Below are 18,840 nucleotides of genomic sequence, written 5' to 3' on the forward strand. Positions count from 1 at the left end.
TCGCGCCGGACCAGCGCCTGCTCGACTTCCTTGATCGCGTTACGCACGATAGTCGGCTCCGACGGCGGCGCAGCCGAAGGGTGCGAGCACGCTGCATGGCACCAGCAGGCGTATGCACGTCGGAGTGGTTGCGGGCATCGGAATTCAGCTCGTCCGGAGTGGCGCGACGAGAGCCGCCTCCCTGGCGTCTAGGGTGGGGTGGCACCGCGAGCCGTCTGGCCGGCGGTGTTTGGCGCGACCGTGGTTGGTCGGGTAAGAGCGTAGCTCAAACATGAACGGTGTTCCTCGGGATCAGGCCGACATTATCGCCACTGCGAGGTTAAGTGCCGTCGCGGTTTTGCAAAGACAGGTAAAAGACCGGCCAACAGCACGGCCGCCAGCAGTTTCATGGAACCGACAGGGCCTTTTCGGGCCCGGGAATCAGTCCAGCTCGCCCACCAGTTCCATCAGCCGTCCCGTCGCGGCCTGGATCGACACCAGGCCGAGCAGCTTGTGGCTTTGTTCTTCGACGACGGGAATCGGGCTGCCGTGCTGGACCAGGAGCCGGATGCCTTCCCACAGCGGTGTATCCAGATGCACTACGTGGACCTCGCTGTCCATCAGCTCGGCGATCTTCACCGGCAGCAGGTCGCGCAAATGCCTGGCCACGTCTGGCGTGGCATTCAGCAGGTAGTCGAGGCGCAATCTGATGTCCATGAGGTCATGGTGATCGACGGTCAGTGCCGCAGGCAACAGCCTGGAGAGAATGCCTTTGAGAGCAAACCGCCCAACCAGGCGACCTTCCCCGTCGACGATGGGAATCGCGCGGATACGGTGCTTGGTGAAAAGCTCCAGAGCGTCTCCGACGGTTTGCTGCGGACCCGCCGAGATGACGTTGGTTATCATCGCATGGCGACAGAGCATGGCTTGACCCCCTTCATGGTGGAAACCGGGTGGCGATCCGATCGGAAAAGCGAAGCGAGCATCGATCAGCGTATCACTTCAGTGGATCGGGGCCGAGAAGAAACCAAAAAACACCACCAGCAGCACGGTGCAGACCAACAGCGTCGCCAGCATCGCCGGTGTTCCCTTGCGGAACCACAGGCCTGGGGTGATGGCCAGGGACGGATCGCGCTCCTTCTGCGCCAGGCGCTCCGAGAGCGTGACGATGAAGACGTTGGCGGTAGAGCCGATGTGCGTACCGTTTCCACCCATGCCGACGCCCATGGCCAGACACCACCACAGCGGCGTGACGTTCAGTCCCTGTGTTTCCATACTCAGCAGTATGGGGATCATCGCCGCGGTGAACGGGATGTTGTCGATGGCGGCCGAGAGCAGGGCGGAACCCCAGAGCAGTGTCAAGCTGGCGAGCAGCAGATCGTCGCGCACGAAAGGCACGATGTGCTGGCCGATGTACTCAAGGAAATGACTGTGCTCCACACCACCGACCATCACGAACAGCGACATGAAGAACAGCAGCAGGGAATATTCGACTTTTTCCAGGTAAGGATCGAGTTGCAGATGGCGGCCCACCAGAAACAGCGTCACCATACCCACCGTCCCCACCACCCAGGCCTCCCAGTGAAGCTGGCGGTGGAAGACGAACAGCACCACCATCAGCCCGAGCACGATCAACGCCAGCCGCCAGGTCTTGGGGTCGTCCAGCTTGATGTCTTCGGCGAACTTGACGTCGGCCGGCTTGACCGCCAGTTCCTTCCGGAACAGGAAGCGCAGGGCGATGATCGTCGCCAACCAGGCGCCGAACACTACCCCGCCCATGCGCAGAAAGAAGGTGTTGAAGTCGATGTTGGCTGCCGAGCCGATCATCAGGTTGGGGGGGTCGCCGACCAGGGTGGCGACACCACCGGTGTCACTCAGCAGGGCTGCTGCCAGCAGGTATGGGATCGGAGAAATCTTGAGCACCTGGCAGATCAGGATGATCAGTGGCCCAAAGATGACTACCGTCGTGACGTTGTCCAAGATTAGCGACAGCAGCGTCACGGCGGTTCCGAGCATCACCATCAGTGGAAACTGGCGCCCTCCGGAGATGCGCGCGATCCAGAAGGCCAAGGCCTGGAAGCCGCCGGTCGGGATCATGATGGCAATGATTACCATCATCGAGCCGAGGAGAAAGACGACGTTCCAGTCGATGGCGTGGAGCGCCTGCTCGGGCCCGTAGAAGCCGAAAATCTGTCCGCTCAAAACCATGACCAGGGCGCCTGCCATGCCGACCTTGGTGCGGTGCATGTGATGCACGCCTTCGGTAAAAATTCCCGCGAATGTGGTAGCGAGGATGAGGGCCGATACCAGCATCGGTGTATTCCAGACAAGCGTTTCCATGCTCACTCCCAAGGGACCTCACTGAAGGCGGCGAGAATGATAGCAGGTACTAATACCGTCAGGTAAACAGCACCTTGACGGCTGTCTGGAGGCGGCAATTTGTTTCGTTGGGGCGCGCTATCGCGGCGACAAGAGGACGCGGCTTCCGGCGTTTGGGCGCCAGATCCTGGCTACGCCCACAGCGCGCTGGCATCGTCACATCGCCGGCGCGCAGTACGTTTCAGCCGCTGTTGCGCAGCCCGGCGGCGATGCCGTTGATGGTGATCAGGCTTCCCCGCTGCAGGCGGATGTCGTCTTCTCCGGCGCGCAGCCGGTGCAGGGTTTCGACCTGCAGGTGATTGAGCAGGTCGATGTACGGAAAACGGTTGCGCATCGAGCGCTGCAGCAGCGGGTTATCGGCGAGCAGTTCATGCTGGCCGTTGATCGCCAGCAGGGCGTCGCGGGTGAGGTGCCATTCCTCACGAATTCGCGCGAAGATGCTCGTGCGCAGTTCGGCATCGCTGACCAGTTCGGCGTAACGCGAGGCGATGGCGAGGTCGGATTTGGCCAACACCATGTCCATGTTCGATAGCAGCGTCCGGAAGAACGGCCAGTGCCGGTGCATCTCCTGCAGCAGTCCCAGGCCGCCGGGCTGTTGCTCGCGCCAGCGTTTGACGGCGCTGCCGAAGCCGTACCAGCCGGGCAGCATCAGCCGGCATTGCGCCCAGGAGAACACCCAGGGAATCGCGCGCAGGTCTTCGATCCGTTCCGATGCCGTGCGCGATGCCGGCCGGCTGCCGATGATTTGCCTTGGCAAATCGCCGCGAGAATAACCTCCATTGACCAGTTGCGAACGATGAGCGAGGCGATTCGTTGGGTGGACGCCGGGGAATGAATGTCTGCCGCGGAAGTTCCTTGAGAGTGAAATCGACGCTCTGCTAAAATGCTCGACAGCCAGCGCTGAGCTGGCCGGTCGGTGCAGGGGAATCAGAGCTTTGGCGGGTCCAGCGCCACGTTTGACGGCGGTTGATGCAACAAGGGGACTTGCAGCTTGGCTGTGGGCGCGCTGTCCTTCCGCTTTTCCGTGCCTCCACCCGCAACGCTGCAGCGCAAGCGAACCGCCGCCCTGGGACAGCCGAAATGATCGACGAGTTGATCACCCTGATAGACGACGTTGAGCCGCCCGAAGGCCACCCCGGTACGGCCCCGCTACCCTGGAAGCTACTGGTCGTTGACGACGACCCTGAAGTTCACAGCACCACGCGCTTCGTTTTGCACGATCTGCACGTTCTCGGGCGGCCGCTGCAGCTGCTGCACGCCCATGATGGACTTCAGGCGCGGGAGCAGTTGCGGAAGCATCAGGATGTCGCGGTGGCGCTGGTGGACGTCGTCATGGAAACCGAGCGCGCCGGCCTGGACCTGGTGGGATTCATCCGTGACCAGATGGATCTGTCCGAATGCCGAATCATCCTGCGCACCGGTCAACCCGGCTACGCGCCCGAAGTGACGGTGATCCACGAATACGACATCAACGACTACCGTACCAAGGCCGAGCTGACGCATACCCGGCTGATTACCATGGTCAGCGCCGCCCTGCGCTCCTACGACCAGCTGCATTCGCTGGCGGAGCACCGGCGAGGCCTCGAATTGATCGTCGGTGCCGCTGCCGATCTGATGGAACAACGCGCCGTCACCAGCCTCGCCGAAGGCATCCTCACCCAACTGGCTGCGCTGCTCAAACTGTCGGTAGATGGTGTGGTCTGCACCCAGCGCGGCGGGCTCTTCGGCGGCGAGGGCGAGCGCTGCTTCGTCGTCGCCGCCGCTGGCCGGCATGCACGCCATATCGCCCAGCCGCTGGAGACGCTGCCCGACGAACGCATCGTCTCGGCGATCATGAGCAGCGTGACCCGTGGCCAACACGTTTTTGGCCCTGACTACACCGTGCTTTACCTCAAAGCGGCGCCCCACCAGGACGCGGCCATCTTCCTCGACTCCGGGCAGGCACTCAATACCCTGGATCGCCCGTTGCTGGAAATTTTCGTGGCCAATATCGCCGCCTGCTTTCGCAATGTCAGGCTGGTCGAGCGCCTCCATCATCTAGCCTATCACGATCCGCTGACCGGTCTGGCCAACCGTCAGCAATTCATCATCGAGCTCGATGGCGCCCGGTGCGCGCCGTCCGACGCCGTCGTCGCCCTGGTCGACATCGACCATTTCGCCGATCTCAACGATGGCCTCGGTCCGGATACCGGCGACCTGCTGCTGGGGGCAGTGGCCACGCGCCTGCAGGCCACCCTGGAACCGGGGTGCCGAGTGGCGCGCATTGGTGCCGATGTTTTCGGCGTGCTCGGCCCCGAGCACGCGGTCAACGTCAGCGCGCTGCGCGCCTTGTTCCTGGTCCCGTTCGCGGTTCGGGAGTATGAACTCCCGGTTACCGTCACCGTCGGCCTGTGTCGCCAGTTGAGCGACGCCGATTCCGGCGTCGCCTTGCTCAAACGGGTCAACATCGCCCTCAATCGTGCGAAGCGCAGCCACTCTACGTACCACGAGTACTATTTGGCGGAAATGGAAGACAACACCCGCTGGCGGCTCGAGGTCATTCGCAGTCTGCGTCGCGACTTTGAGCTGCGCAAGTTGCAGGTCTGGTATCAGCCACAGATTTCGCTCGCCAGTGGCACGGTCAGCGGCGTCGAGGCCCTGGTGCGCTGGCCCGACGATGACGGCGGTTTCGTCCATGGGCCGGACGTCTTCATCCCGCTTGCCGAATACTCCGGCCTGATCGTCCAGATTGGTGCCTGGGTGCTGGACCAGGCTTGTGCCCAGCACGTTGAGCTGGCGGCGGCGGGATTCGCGCAGCTCAGAATGGCGGTCAACGTCAGCATGCCGCAGTTTCGCAAAGCTGACTTCGTTGGCGAAGTGGCACATATCGTCGCCAGCCATCGCGTACCACCGTCGCTGTTGGAACTGGAAATTACCGAAAGCATCGCCATGGACGAACCCAAGGTGGTCCTGGAAAGCATGCAAGCACTCAAGCGCCTGGGCATTCAGATCGCTATCGACGACTTCGGTACTTCGTACTCGTCGCTGGGGCAATTGCAGGCGCTACCCTTTGACTGCTTGAAGATTGACCGCTCGTTCGTTAGCAGAATCGACGACGGTCAAGGCGGACTCTTTGCAGAAACCATTGTCGGTCTTGGCAAGAGGCTGGGCGTCGCCCTGGTGGCCGAAGGGGTGGAAACGGATGAACAGGCAGCCTTCCTGCACGCTCTGGGATGCACCACCGCGCAAGGCTATTTGTACGCGCGTCCAATGCCCGCGGAAGAACTCATGACGTGGCTGCGCCAGCGCGCCTAGAAGCCAGCGCAGGCAACGAGCCCCAGGGTTCTTTATGTCAGGGCCGTTACCTAGCTTGGGCCGTTGGTGACGTGATTGTGCGCGTGGTCAGTGCATCTGCTTCTTCGCGCGTGTTCGCCCGCCGTGGATTTCCGCGTAGCGGTGCGTAGTGAACGTGGGGAGCGAACCGTGACCAGAGAACGATTTGTGGGACGAGTGCAAGCCAGCCTGCGCTCTCTTGCGACGATCGTCGTCGGTATGTTGATGCTGGCGAGTTGCGCACCGCCGGAACCGATCATCATCGGCTTTGTCGGTGGCACCTCCGGCAGGGTTTCCGACCTCGGTATCGCGGGGCGAGACGCTGTTCTGCTGGCAGTTGAGCTTCGCAATCAGGCGGGTGGCGTCGCCGGGCGCCAGGTACGACTGCTGGTCAAAGACGACAAACAGCAAGAGCAGGAGGCGCAGCGCGCCGTACGCGAACTGATCGCTGCCGGCGTGCTCGCCATCGTCGGACCGATGACCAGCGCCATGGCCGTCGCCGTGGTTCCCATCGTCAGCGAGGCCAAGGTTCTGCTGATGAGTCCGACCGCTTCGACCAGCGATCTCTCCGGCCTCGACGACTACTTTTTCCGAGTCAATGCCGCGGCGCCGGTCAACGCAAGCCGCTTCGCGTCCTACCACGTCGGCCAGCAGACGACTCGACGCCTGGCAGTGGCCTATGATCTGCGCAACAAGTCCTATACGGAAAGCTGGCTGGCCGGGTTCCGCGCTGCCTACGGCAAAGGCGGGGGCGAGATAGTCAAGCTTGTCGGCTTCGAGTCGGCGGGAGATCTGGCTCTGTTACCTCTGGCGAAAGAACTGTTGGCAGCGCAAGCCGACGGCCTGCTGATCGTTGCCAACTCGATGGATACGGCATTGCTTTGCCAGCAACTCCGCAAACTGGATAGTCGCGTGCCAATCATCACCTCTGAATGGGCAGCCACGGAACGGCTGATCGAACTGGGAGGCAGGGCCGTGGAGGGCGTAATCGTGGCGCAGAATTTCGACCGTAACAGTAGCGCGCCGGGCTACCAGGCTTTCTCCCATGCCTACCGCGATCGCTTTCATCGCGAACCGGGCTTCGGTGGCGTCATCGCTTTTGACGCCGCCAACGTGGTGCTCGATGCCCTTGCCCAGCGCTTGGCGGGGCAGAGTGTCAAGGACGCCGTTCTCGCGGCGCGACGTTTCGAGGGAGTCCAGGAGCCGATCGTCTTCGACGACTTTGGTGACGTGACGCGAAGCCTCACCATCACTGTCGTGCGCGATGGCCAGTTCGTGATGGTCGAGTAAACCATGCCTGCTGCGCGAGCGCTCCGGCTTTGGCTGGCGCAGCGAATCGTTCTGGTGGCAGTGGTGCCGCTGACCGTCGTCGCAGTGCTCATTCTGCTGGTGCTTCTGCCGCAACTGCAGGCTGACCTCGAAAGCCGAGATAGGGGCTGGCGCACTCGATCGCCGGTCGAATCGAGGCCCACCTGCTCGGCGTGGGCCGCGAACTGCGCGCCGTTGCCGAGGACCTGCGCGAGCGCGGCGATCAGCCGCCAGCGCACTGGTTCGGCCCGCTCGACGCCCACGCCGGTACGGGCGACGTTTTCGCAGCGATTTACATTGCCGACGTCAACGACCTTGTCTCGGCAGTTGGCCTGCCACAGGCGGAGCGCGGCCGGCGTGGCGATCTGCTAAAGCTCGACCTTTCCCGGTCGGCAGCCCTGCTGGAGGCGCGCCAGCGGAATCAAGCGATGTGGTCGGATACCTTTCTCTCCGCGGTCAGTGGCCACCAGGCCGTGAGCTTGGCGATCCCGGTGGACAGGCAAGTGCTGGTCGGCGAAATTGCGCTCAACCAATTGTCGCGATTCATCGGCACCTTGCCCGCCGAGTCGGGGATATTGACGATGATTCTCGATCGCCAGGGACAGATCGTCGCCCATTCACAAGTGGGTCTGAGTGGTCAGCAGCTCAGTCTCGGCCACCTGCCCATGGTGCGTGATGCCCTGCGCGGGCACCTTGAGACGCGCGGCTTCGAGGTGGACGGGGAGGCCTTTGTGGGTACTCCGGTCAGCGTTCCCCAAGTCGACTGGGTCGTTCTCGTTGCGCAGCCGCGGGCCAAGGCCTTCCGGCCGTTTCGGTCGACTCTGTGGCTGTTGGCCGTCGGCGCGGCGGTGGCCTTGTTGCTGACCCTCTTCGTCGCTTTGGCACTGGCTCGCGGTCTCGCCGGGCGCATCGGACGCTACGCGGATCAGGCGCATGCGATCACCGAAGGCAACTACGATCAGCCGTGGCCGCTTTCAAATATCCGGGAGTTCGACAATCTGGCGGCTGACCTCGAACGGATGTCGCTGGCGATTCACCAGCGCGAGCGGGAGTTGGCAAGCAACGAGGCGCGCTATCGGTCGGTGATCAGCAACGCCCCGCTGGTCATTTTCCAGATCGACGCGCAAGGCATTTTCACTCTCAGTGAAGGCAAGGGCCTGGCACGCATCGGGGTGGCTGCGGGAGAAGCTGTCGGCCAGTCGTTGTTCACGCTTTACCGGGCCTATCCGGAGATCTGCGCGCCTGCTCGCCGCGCCATTGCCGGCCAGGCGCAGCAATTCAGCACGTGGGTGGGCGACATTTTTTTCGACATCTACTTCATGCCGCAGATGGAAGGCCGTGAGCAGGGGCTGGTGACCGGTGTAGCGGTGGATAACACCGAGCGCAAGCGGGCCGAGGAAGCGCTGGAGAAGAGCGAGGAGCGCTTGCGCCAGGTCGTCGGCGTTGCCCAACTGGGGATTCTCGATCACGACCACGTCAATGGTGTCATCTATTGGTCGCCCGAACTGCGGGAATTCCACGGTTTGGGCGCCAATGATCCGGTGACTTTGCCTGCCTTCCTCGCCAGCGTGCATCCAGACGATCGCGCGATCATCGGCGCTGCGTTTCGCCGCGCCCACGACCCGGCCGGTGATGGGCTATACGAGGTCGAGCATCGGATCATCCGGAATGGCGAGATCCACTGGTTGATCCGACGTTCGCGAACCTTTTTTGCCGGCGAAGACGCCGCGCGCCACGCAGTACGTACGGTTGGGGCCGTCCTCGACGTTACCGAGCGCAAGCGGGCCGAGGCAGCCGTGCGCCTGAGCGAGGAGAAATACCGCCTGCTGGTTGACCATCAGACCGACCTGATCGTCAAGATCGATCCAGAATCCCGCTTCCTGTTCGTCAGTCCGACGTATTGCCAGGCCTTCGGCAAGAGCGAAGAGGAACTGCTGGGCAGGACCTTCATGCCGCTGGTTCATGAAGACGACCGGGAGTCGACGGCCAAGGCGATGGACGACCTTTTTCGGCCACCCTACCGCGACTACCACGAGCAACGTGCGCTGACACAAGCGGGTTGGCGCTGGTTCGGCTGGGCCGACAAGGCGGTGGTGGACGAAGACGGTCACATTACCGCCGTTGTCGGCGTCGGCAGGGACATCACCGAGCGCAAACGTGCAGACGAGGCGCTCCAGCGCAGCAACCGGCAACTGCGCATGCTCAGTGACTGCAATCAGGCCTTGATTCGGATCGACGAGGAAGTCGAGTTGCTGACCGCAGTCTGCGATATCGCCGTGCGCTTGGGTTCTTACCGGATGGCGTGGGTGGCCTACGCCGAGGACGACGAGTCGCGAAGCGTTCGGGCGGTGGCCCATGCTGGATGCGAGGACAGCTACTTGCAATTGACAAGCATCAGCCGCGCTGACGACGAGCCTGGCAGCGCTTCCGTCGGCAGCGCCATTCGTAGCGGACAGCCCCGTATCGTTCGGTATCCTTCCGACGATTCAGGGCACGGGTCCCGCGGCGACGAAGCGGCTGCGCTTGCTTATGCTGCCGTATGTGCGCTGCCCTTGAGGGCCGGCGACCGCATCTTCGGGGCCCTGGCCATCTACTCGTCCGTGCCCGACGCATTTGCTCCCGACGAGGTCAGTTTCCTTTGCGAACTGGCCGGTGACCTCGCCTTTGGTATCGCCACGCTTCGCCTCCGGAGCGAACGCGAACAGGCTGACAAGGCGCTCCGGGAGAGTGAGCACAAATACCGAGAGCTGGTCGAAAACGCCAGCAGCATCATCCTGCGCTGGACACCACAAGGCGTGATTACCTTCGTTAACGAATTTGGTCTGAAGTTCTTTGGCTATGCACAGGAGCAAATTGTTGGCCGCCACGTGGTGGGAACGATCGTGCCATCAGACGACGGCACGGGTCCGGATCTAAGCACGCTGATGGACGATATTTGCCTGCACCCGGAGAGTTACGCCTACAACGTCAACGAGAACATGCGTAGCGACGGGGAGCGCGTCTGGGTTGCCTGGACCAACAAGGCGGTCTTGGACGAGCACGGGAAGGGAGTCGAAGTCTTAAGCGTTGGTTCGGACATTACCGAACGCAAGCACGCGGAAGAGGAGTTGCAGCAGCATCGGGAACATCTCGAGGAACTGGTGAGCGAGCGCACCGACGAACTGCGTCAGGCGATGCAGAAATTGGTGCAATCGGAAAAATTGGCGGCGCTCGGCCACCTGGTGGCCGGCGTGGCCCACGAGCTCAATACGCCGTTGGGTAACGCCCGCGTGGTTGCCAGTGCACTGGGCAAGGAGCTGAACAGCTTCGCTGTCGCTGCGCAAAGCGGCTCACTTCGCCGCTCCCAGGTGAGCACTTTTCTGGAGCGGGGCCGAGAGGCGGTCGATCTCCTGGAACGTAATACCGCCCGCGCCGCCGACTTGATCACCAATTTCAAGCAGGTTGCCGTCGATCAGACCAGTGTGCGCCGCCGGCGCTTCGACCTGCACGAAGCTGTCGAGGGTTTGGTCATCGCGCTGCGACCGCAGTTCAAGCGGACCGCCCATCGCATTGAGCTGGACATCCCGCCCGACCTGGAACTGGACAGCTACCCTGGCCCGCTTGAGCAGGTCATCGCCAACCTGGTAGAAAATTCCCTGCTCCACGGCTTCCAAGGGGTGGCCTCGGGATGCATTCGGATTCGCGCCCGCGCGGTCGATCCCGCGCACGTCCGGCTGGAGTATGTCGATGACGGGGTAGGTATTCCGCCAGACCACGCCAAGCGCGTCTTCGAGCCCTTCTTTACCACCCGGCTGGGCCAGGGGGGCAGTGGTCTGGGGCTGCACATTGTCTACAATCTGGTGACCGGCGTGCTTGGCGGGACGGTCGAGCTCGACAGCCCACCCGGGGGTGGCGTCGTCTTTACCTTCACACTGCCGCGCAGCGCCGCTGCGCCGCCATCATCAACGCATGCTTGAACGGGTTGCTTGCTCGAACGGTGGAGCTGTTGTGGCGAGGGCGAACGGCGCCGATGCCTGCCGCCAGAGCTGCACGGGGCTGAGCTTCGCGCGGGAGAGTGTCGATGGCCTGCGATGCCACGGTCAGGTCAGCCGCTGTTGCGCAGCCCGGCGGCGATGCCGTTGATGGTGATCAGGCTTCCCCGCTGCAGGCGGATGTCGTCTTCTCCGGCGCGCAGCCGGTGCAGGGTTTCGACCTGCAGGTGATTGAGCAGGTCGATGTACGGAAAACGGTTGCGCATCGAGCGCTGCAGCAGCGGGTTATCGGCGAGCAGTTCATGCTGGCCGTTGATCGCCAGCAGGGCGTCGCGGGTGAGGTGCCATTCCTCACGAATTCGCGCGAAGATGCTCGTGCGCAGTTCGGCATCGCTGACCAGTTCGGCGTAACGCGAGGCGATGGCGAGGTCGGATTTGGCCAACACCATGTCCATGTTCGATAGCAGCGTCCGGAAGAACGGCCAGTGCCGGTGCATCTCCTGCAGCAGTCCCAGGCCGCCGGGCTGTTGCTCGCGCCAGCGTTTGACGGCGCTGCCGAAGCCGTACCAGCCGGGCAGCATCAGCCGGCATTGCGCCCAGGAGAACACCCAGGGAATCGCGCGCAGGTCTTCGATCCGTTCCGATGCCGTGCGCGATGCCGGCCGGCTGCCGATGTTGAGCGTCGCGATTTCGAGGATCGGCGTCGATTCGCGAAAGTAGCGGGTGAATCCGTCCGTCTCGTAAACCAGCTCGCGATAGGCGCGGAAGGCCAGCGTCGATAGCTCTTCCATCGCCTGATGGAAATCGGCGGTCGGCAGATCGTCGCGGTCGATGCCGAGCAGGGTTTCTTCGAGGGTCGCTGCGGCGAGGATTTCGAGGTTGCGGCGGCCGACTTCCGGGTTGGCGTACTTGGAGGCGATCACTTCGCCCTGCTCGGTGATCCGGATCTGGCCGGCCACCGCCCCTGGTGGCTGGGCCAGGATCGCGTCGTAGCTCGGTCCGCCGCCCCGGCCGACGCTGCCGCCGCGGCCGTGAAAGAGGCGCAGGCGAATGCCGTGTTCGGCAAATACCTGCGTCAAGCCGATTTCAGCCTTGTACAGCTCCCAACCGGAAGTCAGGAAGCCGCCGTCCTTGTTGCTGTCCGAATAGCCAAGCATGACCTCGTGTTCGTCGTGGCGTGAGGCGACCAGCGCGCGGTAGGCGGGCAGCGCGAACAGTCGCCGCATGACCTCGGGCGCGCGCTGCAGGTCGTCGATGGTTTCGAACAGGGGGATGATGTTGACTGCGAGTTGTGGCCCTTCGCCTGGCGTGAGCAGCCCGGCTTCCTTGAGCAGCAGGGCGACTTCGAGCAGGTCGGAGACGCCGTCGGTCTTCGAGATGATGCAGTTCGGCAAGCCTGCGTCACCGTAGCGCTGGCGCAGTTCGCGTGCGGCGAAGAAGATCGCCAGCTCGCCGACGGTTTCGGCCGAGTACTCGAGATAGGGCGAGTAGAGTGGTCTTGTGTTGCCGATTTCGGCGCTCAGCAACTCGATTCGTGCCGCCTCGTCGAGCTCACCATAGGCAGCGCAACGCTGTGCCCGCGCCAGCAGTTCGCCGACCGTACGCGCATGCACCTCGGAATTCTGGCGCAGATCGATCGGCGCCAGGTGGAAACCAAAAACGCCGATGGCGCGGACCAGGTTGCGCAGGCGGCCACCGGCCACCAGTTCGGCACCATTGGCGGTCAGTGAATCGACCAGCACCCGCAGGTCGGCGACCAGCTCGGCGGGAACGGCGTAGGCTTCAGCGACGCCGACGGCATGCTCCGGCGACTCGTGCTGGTCGAGATTCGTGGAGGTTGCTGCCAACCGTGCATAGATGCCGGTCAGCGCCCTCCGGTAGGGTTCGTCCAGGCGCTGTGGCGCGTGGTCGGGCGAATCTTCGGCGAGAGTTGCGAGTGCGTCGGAGACGTCCACCAGGGTATGCGACAGCGGCAGTTCGCGACCGAGTGCGTGGATCTCGCCAAGGTAGAAATCGAAGGCGGCGATCGACTGCCGGCGCACGGTTTCACGCAGGATCTCGGCGGTGACGAAGGGATTGCCGTCGCGGTCGCCGCCGATCCACGAGCCGACCCGGAAGAAGCTCGGCAGCGACCAGTCCTGGTCGGGATATGCCTGGCCGAGCTGGTCTTCGAATTGGCAGTAGAGGCGTGGCAGTTCGACGAAGAACGTCTCGTCGAAATAGCTGATGCCGTTCTTCACCTCGTCGATCACCGCCAGGCGCGTCGAGCGCACCATGCGCGTTCGCCACAGGGTGAGCACGGCGCGGCGCAGCGCCACTTCGTTCTGCGCCAGTTCGGCCGGCGTCAGACGCAGGCGGTCACGGTCGTCGAGCAGGCCCCTGATCTCGTGCTGACAGAAAAGGATGCTCTTGCGGCTGACCTCGGTCGGGTGCGCGGTCAGCACCGGCGAGATCAGGGCGTGTTCGAGGCAGCCGCGCAGCGCTTCGGCGCTGATGCCGGCAGCCTGCAGCCGGTTCAGGGTAAGCGCCAGGCTGCCGTCACGCGGTGGCGATCCGATCATCTCGTGCGCGCGGCGGCGGCGGACGTGGTGTTCGTCTTCGGCGATATTGGCCAGGTGCAGGAAATAGGTGAACGAGCGGATGACCGCGAGCATGGTGTCGCGCGGCAGCTCGGTGAGCATGACATCGAGCTCGGCGCGGGCAGCTTCGTCCAGCTCGCGATCGAAACGGACCGAATTCTGGCGGATGCGCTCGACGACGTCGAATACGTCGCTTCCCTCCTGCTGGTGCACGGTGTCGCCGAGAATGCGGCCAAGCAGCCGGATGTCGTCGCGCAGGGGGAGGTCCTTGTCGGGTTGGGCAGGGCTAGAACTCATGTCTCGATCTTTTCGCGGGAAGGGGTCAGGCAGGGCGCCGACGGCGATCGCAGATGGCGCGGGGGACAGCGAAGATTATAACCATTCCTGTTGTCTCGCTTGCGCGGCAGTGCTTTGCGGCAAGCGGCGCAGGGGACGTGCAGGGTGTGCGACCAGCGCAGCCTGTGCGACGTCCTGGATGCGGCGCGCAATGCGCGTCGCCTATTGCGTCCCGTGCTGACTGCGCCGTGCACTCACCAACCATTCGCGGATCTGATCGATGGTGGTCGTTACGCCGCCGCAGACGATGAACAAGACCTGGCCCAGGCCGGCGAGCGCTGGCGAGGTGTCGTATGCCAAGGCCAGGCTTGCGCCACAGGCAGGCTCCACGAGCAGCCGGTGATCCGCGAGAAAGCGCTCGCAGGCCTCGAGCGCGGCGAGATCCGAGACGACGACGCTGCGCACGTCATGTTCCTTCGACCAGTAAAACGCCCTGTCGCAAACGCGTTTGGCACCGAGCGAAGTGGCGACGCTGGTGATGCGCTCGAGTGCTACCTGCTGACCTGCGTGCAGCGATCGGTTGAAGGACGCGGCGCCTTCGGTTTCGACCGCGACCACCGGGACATGGGCGAGACCGTTTCGACGCAGCCCTTCGACAACACCGCAGAGCAGGCCGCCTCCGCCGACCGACAAAACGACACCATCCGGCACCAGTGCCGACCGCGCGACCTCGTCGATCAGGCTGGCATGTCCATGCCACAGCAAGGGATCGTCGAAGGGATGGAGGAAGGCGTCGGATTCCTCGACGATCGACAAGGCGAAGACGTTGGCCTCATGCCAGGAGTCGCCATGAACGATGACTTCCGCTTCTTCCAGTCGAAGCAGTTCCCTGGCTCGTGCGGAGGTGCTTTCCGGTACCACGACGGTGACCGGAATCGACAGACAGCGGCCCGCATAGGCGACCGCCAGGCCGGCATTGCCCCCGGAAGAAGAAACGAAGCGGCGCGCGCCGCGCCGCTCGTACTCTTCGCAGGCGGCGCCGATGCCGCGAATCTTGAACGATCCCGGCGGCTGCACTGCTTCGAGCTTCAGCCACGCCGAACAGCGCGCCGCGGTGCTCAGCGCTCGCGACTCGATCAGCGGCGTTGCAATGTGAAGGGGCACGATGGGTGTGGTCTGGCGAGGAGTTCCCGGAACGACGGCGTGCATTCGGCGGAGTTGGAGTCTGCCGTCGCCGCTCCGGGTTTGTTCACCGCCTGCCGTCTTGCCGGCCGACTCTGCAAACCGGGGGCGACGGCAAGACGGTGAGTCGGTAGCTCAGTTCCTCAATACACTTCGGGAATGAAGGTCTGATCCGACATCGGCGGACGCACATAGCCGCGTTCTTCCTGCCGGGGCGGCAGGACGATCGGCTCTGGCGTCAGATCCTCGTAGTCGACCATGTTCAACAGATGGGTGATCACGTTCAGGCGGGCGCGCTTCTTGTCGTCGCCGTCGACCACATACCAGGGGGCCTGCTTGATGTCGGTGTGCGCGAACATGTTGTCCTTGGCCCTCGAGTATTCGACCCAGCGCGCGCGCGACTGCAGATCCATCGGGCTCAGTTTCCAGTGCTTCTCGGGATGGAAAATCCGTTTCTGGAAACGTCGTTCCTGCTCCTCGTTGCTGACCGAGAACCAGTACTTGATCAGGATGATGCCGCTGCGCACGAGCATGCGCTCGAACTCCGGGCAGCTGCGCAGAAACTCGCGGTATTCCTCGTCGGTACAGAAACCCATCACCCGTTCGACGCCGGCGCGGTTATACCAGCTACGATCGAAGAGCACCATTTCGCCGCCGGCGGGAAGGTGCTGAACGTAGCGCTGGAAATACCACTGGCCCGTCTCGCGGTCGGTCGGTGCCGGCAGTGCGGCGACCCGGGTGACCCGCGGGCTGAGGCTCTCGGTGATGCGTTTGATGGTGCCGCCCTTGCCGGCAGCGTCGCGCCCTTCGAAGAGCACGACCACCTTCAGTTTCTTGAACTTGATCCACTCCTGCAGCTTGACGAGTTCGACCTGCAGTTTGCCGAGGGCCTTTTCGTAATCCTTCGTCTTGAGCGGCTTCTTGCGCGTGCTGAGAACGCTTTCGTTCTCTTTGTTCTTCTGGGTGCCGGCTTCGGGCGCTTCCGGTTTCTCTTTCACTGCTTTTCCCTCCTTGCCTTTTACGGGTTCTTTCTTCGCCGCCTTGCTCGGCTGGTCGGCCTTTGCTTCGGCTTTTGCAGCCGGTTTGGCAGCTGTCTTGGGTGCTGCCTTGGTTGTAGCTTTGGCCGGGGTCGTTTGTGGAGGCGCGGGTTGCGCCGCGGTTACGCTTTCCGTTTTGGCGGGGTCGCTCGGGGGTAGGACCTCTGCTGGCACGGCTTTGACTTCTTCACTCATTGATGCCTCCTTGGTGTGGCTAGAAACGGGTAAGAGATGAAAGCGCGTCCTGGCAGGGAGCCGCAGCTCATGAGGATGTATTGTTTCCTGGCCAGTGACGCTGCAGCGGAAAACCGTAGGGGCGGCGACGGCCGAGGCCATCCGCTACGACGCGGCTTTCCCGCTCGGATCACGGTTCCGTGAACGACCTGGACGCAGGGACTCGGGCCACCGTCGCGACCACATGCTCGGGGAGCGCGGACAACTCGATGCGGCCATGAACTGTCGGCATGCTTCGTTTCCTCTTGGCGCCGGAATGGCGGTGGCCGGCAATTATCATGCATTCCTCTGCAAAAATGAACAGTGTTGCGCACAAAACGTGCAACAGGCTCTGTGTCGCGGGAAAAGCGGTGGCGGGTCGTTTGTCATATGACGACATGTGCGCCGGAAAGCGCTCCGCTGTCAATAGCTGCGGGAAGACTGCAGGCACGGTTCGAGTCGAGACTTGGCGTGAGCGAGCGCCATTGGGGTCCGTTGCGGGCGACAAGATGATCGCCGCCGTCGCCCACCGTGCCGCGCCCGTCGGCAAGTGCACAAAAAAGCGCCAGCCGGGGGCTGGCGCTTGCGGACCGCTCTAGCTGACGCAACGACGCTTGCCGGGCCGCTTCCGCTGGCAGGCGGTGTCGCCGAGGCTGCGCTCAGCCGAGTTTGGCGAATGCTTCGATCACCGCTGGCGGGGCCTGGACCATTTCGATCAGCACACCTTCGCCACCAATCGGGAACTCGTCGTTCGCCTTTGGATGCATGAACGTGATGTCAAAGCCGGCGGCACCTTTGCGGATTCCGCCAGGCGCAAAGCGCACGCCGTTGGCTGACAGCCATTCCACCGCCTTTGGCAGATCGTCGATCCACAGGCCGATGTGATTGAGCGGCGTCACATGCACGGCCGGTTTCTTTTCCGGGTCGACCGGCTGCATCAGATCGACTTCGACCTTGAACGGGCCGGAGCCGATCGCGGCGATATCTTCGTCGACGTTCTCGCGCTCGCTGACGAAGTTGCCGGTGATAGTGAGGCCAAGCATGTCGACCCATAGTTTGCGCAGTTTCATCTTGTCAGGGGCGCCAATGGCGATTTGCTGAATGCCGAGGACTTTGAAGGGGCGTGAGGTCATAGGGTGTGCTTTCTCTGTGACAGGGGGTAAAGGAGTTCTCGTCACGCGATATCAGTCGCGAGCAGAACGGCGTATGGCGGTGGCTGCAGCAATCTCGCCACCGCGTGAAAAAGCTTCGAAGTTCTCTTCGATACTATCAGGGTCGTACACATAATTCACCATCATCCCGTATGACTGCTGGCTGCCACGTGCCGACGTGTCGGCCAGATAATTGAGCCGTTCGATGCGTGCACCGTTGCCGAGATGGAAGCGGGCGACCGGGTCGTAAGGCTGGTCACCCTTGCTGGCGGTCAGCAGGTAGCGCGCCGCAAGACGCGTCAAGCCGTTTTGCATGGCGTGTGCCAGACGTTCGTCGTCGGCCCATCGATCCACGGAAAACAGTTTGACCAGGTCGCTGATGTCGGCAATCGGCGCCATTTCGGGCGGCACACGGCGTTTGATCCGTTCCAGGTCGGCATCGCTGAAAGCCGTTCGCCAGGCTTCCGGAGTCTTCTCCGCCCAGCGCCGGAAGGTCGGTAACGGCGAAAGCGTCGCGAAGCTGTCGAGACGCGGGTAGTCGCGTTTGAGATCGTCGACCACCCGCTTGAGCAGGAAATTGCCGAATGAGACCCCACGCAGGCCCGGTTGGGTGTTGGAAATCGAGTAGAAGATGGCCGTGCTGGCCTGGTGCGCATCGAACACCGGTGCCTGTTCGTCGAGCAGCGTTTGGACGTTGTCGGCAAGGTGGTCGGTCAGCGCGACCTCGACGAAGATCAGCGGCTCCATCGGCATCCGTGGATGGAAAAAGGCGTAGCAGCGACGATCGGAATCGAGTCGATTCTTGAGGTCGCTCCATGAGCGAATTTCATGCACCGCCTCGTACTGGATCAGTTTTTCCAGCAGCGCTGCCGGCGAGTTCCAGGTAATGCGTTGCAGTTCGAGAAAGCCGACGTCGAACCATGCGCTCAGTCGCGACTCGAGTTCCCGGTCGAGCGGGCGCAAGGCAGGATCGGTATGCAGGAAACGCAGCAGGTCGGCGCGCAGATCAACGAGGAATTTGACGCCCTGCGGCAAGGCATTGAACTGGGTCAGGATGCGCAGTCGCGATGAGCGCATGGCGTTGCGCAGAGCGGACTCGGCTTGCCATTGGCGGTCGGTGCCGATGGCCGCCTGATAGTCGGCATGTGCCTGGCCGACACTTTGCGGGTCTGGGCCGAATTCGTTGGCAATGGTGCGCAGAAAAGTGGCGCGACCTTCGTCATTGAGGTGCAGATAAGTTTCGCACAGCAGGGCGGCGCGCTGCCTGACCGAAACCTCACCACCGGTGCCGCCGGCGCATTCACTAAGCAGGTCGCGAACGCGGCCCAGGTGTTTGCCCTCGAGCGCCTGCGGTCCGCTAGCATTACCGAGGAATTTGCGCACCCGACGCAGCCCTCGGACAACAAAACCTTCTGACATTCCTTTCTCCTTCGTCCCGCGACAAGCGGTGCGT

General features: G+C 63.0%; 10 protein-coding genes and 1 pseudogene. 3 read left to right on the forward strand and 8 right to left on the reverse strand.

Translation table 11 applies throughout. The annotated features are described in order from the left end of the window. Positions 1 to 420: 420 nt before the first annotated feature. The 3 genes and pseudogenes from RUW20_RS09875 to RUW20_RS09885 form a co-directional block, all read right to left on the reverse strand. Entirely contained in the window at positions 421 to 885 is a 465-nt protein-coding gene (locus RUW20_RS09875; protein ID WP_313952033.1) for a CBS domain-containing protein, read from the reverse strand. Between the two features lie 96 nt (positions 886 to 981). Next, the gene (locus RUW20_RS09880) at positions 982 to 2,319 is read right to left on the reverse strand and encodes an ArsB/NhaD family transporter (protein WP_313952034.1); all 1,338 of its coding nucleotides are present in this window, start codon (positions 2,317 to 2,319) and stop codon (positions 982 to 984) included. 220 nt (positions 2,320 to 2,539) lie between these two features. After that, positions 2,540 to 3,100 (reverse strand): annotated as a pseudogene (locus tag RUW20_RS09885) (phosphoenolpyruvate carboxylase); the annotation flags it as partial. 338 nt (positions 3,101 to 3,438) lie between these two features. Here RUW20_RS09885 and RUW20_RS09890 point away from each other — a divergent pair. The 3 genes from RUW20_RS09890 to RUW20_RS09900 all read left to right on the forward strand — a co-directional run bounded on the left by RUW20_RS09890 (position 3,439) and on the right by RUW20_RS09900 (position 10,934). Then, positions 3,439 to 5,652 (forward strand): putative bifunctional diguanylate cyclase/phosphodiesterase, encoded by a 2,214-nt coding sequence (locus RUW20_RS09890; protein WP_313952035.1) that lies wholly within the window; start codon positions 3,439 to 3,441, stop codon positions 5,650 to 5,652. Positions 5,653 to 5,820: 168 nt separating this feature from the next. Beyond that, positions 5,821 to 6,960, forward strand: coding sequence for an ABC transporter substrate-binding protein (locus RUW20_RS09895; RefSeq protein ID WP_313952036.1), 1,140 nt, complete (start codon positions 5,821 to 5,823; stop codon positions 6,958 to 6,960). A 191-nt stretch (positions 6,961 to 7,151) separates the two neighbouring features. Next, entirely contained in the window at positions 7,152 to 10,934 is a 3,783-nt protein-coding gene (locus RUW20_RS09900; RefSeq protein ID WP_313952037.1) for a PAS domain S-box protein, read from the forward strand. 128 nt (positions 10,935 to 11,062) lie between these two features. Here the strand turns inward: RUW20_RS09900 and ppc are convergent, their stop codons facing one another. From ppc to RUW20_RS09925, 5 genes are all read right to left on the reverse strand, one after another. Beyond that, positions 11,063 to 13,825 carry a phosphoenolpyruvate carboxylase gene (ppc, locus tag RUW20_RS09905; protein WP_313952038.1) on the reverse strand — a complete coding sequence of 921 codons (2,763 nt, stop codon included), beginning with the start codon at positions 13,823 to 13,825 and terminating at the stop codon, positions 11,063 to 11,065. Between the two features lie 201 nt (positions 13,826 to 14,026). Continuing rightward, positions 14,027 to 14,968, reverse strand: a complete 942-nt coding sequence (locus RUW20_RS09910; RefSeq protein ID WP_313952039.1) for a pyridoxal-phosphate dependent enzyme — start codon at positions 14,966 to 14,968, stop codon at positions 14,027 to 14,029. Between the two features lie 161 nt (positions 14,969 to 15,129). Next, positions 15,130 to 15,984, reverse strand: coding sequence for a polyphosphate kinase 2 (gene ppk2, locus RUW20_RS09915; protein WP_313952077.1), 855 nt, complete (start codon positions 15,982 to 15,984; stop codon positions 15,130 to 15,132). 911 nt (positions 15,985 to 16,895) lie between these two features. Further along, complete coding sequence (locus RUW20_RS09920) at positions 16,896 to 17,369, reverse strand: VOC family protein (RefSeq protein ID WP_313952040.1); 474 nt, start codon at positions 17,367 to 17,369, stop codon at positions 16,896 to 16,898. A 51-nt stretch (positions 17,370 to 17,420) separates the two neighbouring features. Then, positions 17,421 to 18,806: a malonyl-CoA decarboxylase gene (locus tag RUW20_RS09925; protein WP_313952041.1), complete on the reverse strand. Its 1,386-nt coding sequence runs from the start codon at positions 18,804 to 18,806 to the stop codon at positions 17,421 to 17,423. Between the last annotated feature and the right edge of the window lie 34 nt (positions 18,807 to 18,840).

The organism is Accumulibacter sp. (assembly GCF_032229525.1).
In the GTDB taxonomy this organism is placed as follows: Bacteria; Pseudomonadota; Gammaproteobacteria; order Burkholderiales; family Rhodocyclaceae; genus Accumulibacter.

Excerpts from the sequence above, each read along its gene's own strand:
- RUW20_RS09875 (WP_313952033.1), bottom strand. The coding sequence starts at position 885 with ATGATAACCAACGTCATCTCGGCGGGTCCGCAGCAAACCGTCGGAGAC.
- RUW20_RS09880 (WP_313952034.1), bottom strand. The coding sequence starts at position 2,319 with ATGGAAACGCTTGTCTGGAATACACCGATGCTGGTATCGGCCCTCATC.
- RUW20_RS09890 (WP_313952035.1), top strand. The coding sequence starts at position 3,439 with ATGATCGACGAGTTGATCACCCTGATAGACGACGTTGAGCCGCCCGAA.
- ppc (WP_313952038.1), bottom strand. The coding sequence starts at position 13,825 with ATGAGTTCTAGCCCTGCCCAACCCGACAAGGACCTCCCCCTGCGCGAC.
- RUW20_RS09920 (WP_313952040.1), bottom strand. The coding sequence starts at position 17,369 with ATGACCTCACGCCCCTTCAAAGTCCTCGGCATTCAGCAAATCGCCATT.
- RUW20_RS09925 (WP_313952041.1), bottom strand. The coding sequence starts at position 18,806 with ATGTCAGAAGGTTTTGTTGTCCGAGGGCTGCGTCGGGTGCGCAAATTC.